This window comes from uncultured Mediterranea sp., from assembly GCF_902493215.1.
GTDB lineage: Bacteria > Bacteroidota > Bacteroidia > Bacteroidales > Bacteroidaceae > Bacteroides.
Window position 1 is genome coordinate 1 of record NZ_CABUOL010000039.1, and the last position, 3,816, is coordinate 3,816.

Annotated in this window: 4 protein-coding genes; 1 reads left to right on the forward strand and 3 read right to left on the reverse strand. The window is 48.5% G+C overall.

The annotated features are described in order from the left end of the window. The coding region (gene mobC, locus RDO88_RS13420) for a conjugal transfer protein MobC (protein WP_307759834.1) at positions 1-1,896 on the forward strand (1,896 nt) is incomplete at its 5' end. 58 nt (positions 1,897-1,954) lie between these two features. Here the strand turns inward: mobC and RDO88_RS13425 are convergent. The 3 genes from RDO88_RS13425 to RDO88_RS13435 all read right to left on the reverse strand — a co-directional run. Next, entirely contained in the window at positions 1,955-2,407 is a 453-nt protein-coding gene (locus RDO88_RS13425; protein WP_005642422.1) for a hypothetical protein, read from the reverse strand. Positions 2,408-2,413: 6 nt separating this feature from the next. Next, entirely contained in the window at positions 2,414-3,352 is a 939-nt protein-coding gene (locus tag RDO88_RS13430; protein WP_307759835.1) for an Abi family protein, read from the reverse strand. A gap of 186 nt (positions 3,353-3,538) precedes the next feature. Next, positions 3,539-3,816 (reverse strand): RteC domain-containing protein (locus RDO88_RS13435; RefSeq protein ID WP_307759836.1); only part of this gene is annotated, 278 nt, incomplete at its 5' end.

The following is a 3,816-nucleotide window of genomic DNA, read 5'->3' on the forward strand; positions in this document are numbered from 1 at the left end:
AGTCTGTGGGGATTGGACATCGGCGTGGTGGACAAAATCCTGATGAACTTCAACCGCACGGCGGGATTGTTCCAATCTGTCCTTTACACGAAGTTGTTCGCCCTTCTTCTGCTTGCCCTCTCCTGCATGGGCACGAAGGGGGTCAAGGGAGAGAAAATCACTTGGCAAAAGATATGGGCGGTGCTTGCCGCCGGGTTCGTGCTCTTTTTCCTGAACTGGTGGATTCTGGCTTTGCCGCTCCCGGTGGAAGCGGTCGCGGCTCTGTATATCCTTACTATCGGCACGGGCTATGTCTGCCTGATGATGGGCGGTCTGTGGATGAGCCGCCTGTTGAAACACAACCTGATGGATGACGTGTTCAACAACGAGAACGAGAGCTTCATGCAGGAAACACGGCTTATCGAAAGCGAGTATTCAGTCAATCTGCCCACTCGCTTCTACTACAAGAAGCGTTGGAACAACGGCTGGATAAACGTGGTGAACCCGTTCCGTGCCTCCATCGTATTGGGCACGCCGGGCAGCGGAAAGTCCTATGCGGTGGTAAACTCTTTCATCAAGCAGCAGATTGAGAAGGGCTTCTCGATGTATGTCTATGATTTCAAATTCAGTGACTTATCGACCATTGCCTACAACCATCTGCTCAACCACCCGGAGGGATACAAGGTGAAGCCGAAGTTCTATGTGATAAACTTCGATGACCCGCGACGCAGCCACCGCTGCAATCCTATAAACCCGGATTTTATGGAGGATATTACAGACGCTTACGAGAGCGCGTACACCATCATGCTCAACCTCAATAAGAGTTGGGTGCAGAAGCAGGGCGACTTCTTTGTGGAATCACCTATCATTTTGTTTGCCAGTATTATATGGTATTTGAAAATCTATCAGAACGGCAAATACTGTACGTTCCCTCATGCCATTGAGTTCCTGAACCGCCGTTACGAGGATATTTTTCCGATATTGACCTCTTACCCGGAACTGGAAAACTACCTCTCACCGTTTATGGATGCGTGGCTCGGTGGAGCAGCAGAGCAGCTCATGGGGCAGATCGCTTCGGCAAAAATTCCACTGTCGAGGATGATTTCCCCGCAGCTCTATTGGGTCATGTCCGACAGCGAATTTACGCTGGACATCAACAATCCCGAAGAGCCGAAAATCCTCTGTGTCGGCAACAATCCCGACCGTCAGAACATCTACGGGGCGGCTCTCGGTCTGTATAATTCCCGTATCGTGAAGCTCATCAACAAGAAGGGGATGTTGAAATCGTCGGTCATCATCGACGAGCTTCCGACGATATATTTCAAGGGGCTGGACAACCTTATCGCCACCGCACGAAGCAACAAGGTGGCGGTGTGTCTGGGCTTTCAGGATTTCAGCCAGTTGGTGCGCGACTATGGCGACAAAGAAGCCAAAGTCGTGATGAACACCGTCGGCAATATCTTCTCAGGTCAGGTGGTGGGCGAAACCGCCAAGACGCTTTCGGAACGCTTTGGAAAGGTGTTGCAGAAAAGGCAGTCCATCTCCATCAACCGGCAGGACGTTTCCACCTCCATCAACACGCAGATGGATGCGCTTATCCCACCGAGCAAGATTTCCGGCTTGACGCAGGGAATGTTTGTCGGTTCGGTGTCTGACAATTTCAACGAGCGCATCGAGCAGAAGATTTTCCATTGCGAGATTGTCGTGGATGCCGAGAAGGTGAAGCGTGAGGAGAAAGCCTATAAAAAAATACCCGTCATTACCGACTTCACGGACGAGGACGGCAATGACTGCATGAAGGAAGCGGTGCAGGCGAATTACAGGCGCATCAAGGAGGAAGTGAAACAAATCGTGAAAGACGAGCTGGAACGAATCGCTGGTGACGAGAACCTGAAACATCTGTTGCAGCAGAAATAACAGATTGGCGACAAAATAAAGGGCGGTGCAAGTTTGATACCTTGCTCCGCCCTTTGTCTTAATCCTGATTTTCAAAAATTTCCTCTTTAAGCAATTTGTTTATGGTCGTTATCGTATGGGTCTGAAAGTAGTTTTTCAGCTCGGCATCATCTTTCAGAAGTATGCCGCATTCTTCATCATAAGTTCCTATGATGTATTTTTTTAGTTCGGAGAAACTGTCCGCAAACGGTATCTGTCTGTTTTCCTGCCAGTATTCGGTTGTGACTTCGGTGATAAACGCTTTCAACACGGCCTTTTCTTCTTTGCCCAGTTTCTTGAAACGTATAGTTTCACGGTTCACGGGTAACGGCTCCGGAAAAATATCCTCCGGATTCTTGCCGCTACGCATGGCTGACATACAACTCTTGCAGATATGCCGGGCGTGTCCCTTTCCGCTGAATTTCTCGTTCGCCTTGTAGTCGCCACAGATACGGCAATAGTGTCCCTGCTGTTTTTTCTTCTTCTTCGCCATATGATTCTATTCTGACATCTTTTTCCAGATCGGTTCCTCTTCCCAACGGTTGAAGAAACCTATTTTGTAGATGGGCACATCCGCATATTCCTTAAACAATGCCAGTAACTTCTCCTTGAACGTATGTCCCTCGTCTATGGCATTGCAGAGGTATAGCATGGCTGTAATCACATAGAACGGCTTTTTCTGTTGTACCTCGGTCAATGGGCGGGAAAGCCATGCCATTCGCGGATTGCGGATTTCACAAGGGCGTTTGACCATATTCCGGCTCCATACTCTGGAATGGTGCGCGATGATGTTGCGCATGTATGAAATGGCTTCCAGCCATCCCGACAGTTCACTGTGTAAATTTAACCCCATATCATTGGCTATTGCCGATTTTTCGGGCAACTGGTGGTTGAGGTTCTTGTATATCTTGGAAAGTGTGCCGAACGTGGCCACCTCAAATATAATCCACGCATCCGGGTATTCGTCAAGTGTTCTTTCTCCGTCCGTATTTGTAACAAGATGCTTGCGCTTGTAGTCCTTCACGAATATCTCGTTGCTCCGCAGGAACTCTTCCATCAGTTCTTTGAGGTGCTGGGCATGGAAAGCGGCATCCGCGAACAGCTTCGGGTCACGATACCAGAGCCCTCCGTAAGACTGTGACAGATGATAAATCATCTTTGTACGCAGGGTGATTTCTATTGTTTCGATGGCATCGAATAAAATAAGGCGCAGTTCTTTATCAAAATAATAGCGTGTGACGACATCTTCCAGATTGGAATCAGGCTGGAACAGATGACGGGTCTTGTCATACTGCATATCCCACCAATAGCCTTTCAGACGATAGTAGCTGATATGGGCCAGATGCCGGGCGGCAAAAGCTTCATCCCCGACAATCATCCCCCTTTGTTTGAGCAGTTCTATTTGTTCTTCAATGGAACGTGATTTCTTGTTTGCCATACCGTTATAAAAAAGAATGACCCGCCGGCAGATCTTACGGTATGCCAAACGGGTACTGTTATCGTTGAACACGGTCTGAGCCGCATATCTTCTTGATTCTTTTGCAAAGGTAAGCCTTTTTTGCGTAACGTACAAGAAATAAGTTGCTTTTTATTCAGATAATGGACGGGAATTTCTCAAGAACAGCTATCTTCTTTTCAATTCCGCTTCCTCATCCCTTCTTATCCGCTCGTTCAGCTTCTCCTGCATTTGTTCGAGAAAATGCGTGTGGCTGATTGTTTTCCTGCGTTTGATGTCGGTGTAGAAGCGGTAGCAGTCTTTGGCTTCTACACCGAATATCCGGTACAGCAGCGGGGCAAGCTGTTTGAGCGGCATCTCACCGTTGTTGATGCAGCCCATCTCATAGATGCCGTAGATAAGTTCCACAAGGTCGATGGCGTTGCCCGTCCATTGAAGCGGCGGAG

Bases quoted from the DNA above. Each gene is read 5' to 3' on its own strand.
- RDO88_RS13425 (WP_005642422.1), bottom strand. From the start codon at position 2,407: ATGGCGAAGAAGAAGAAAAAACAGCAGGGACACTATTGCCGTATCTGT.
- RDO88_RS13430 (WP_307759835.1), bottom strand. From the start codon at position 3,352: ATGGCAAACAAGAAATCACGTTCCATTGAAGAACAAATAGAACTGCTC.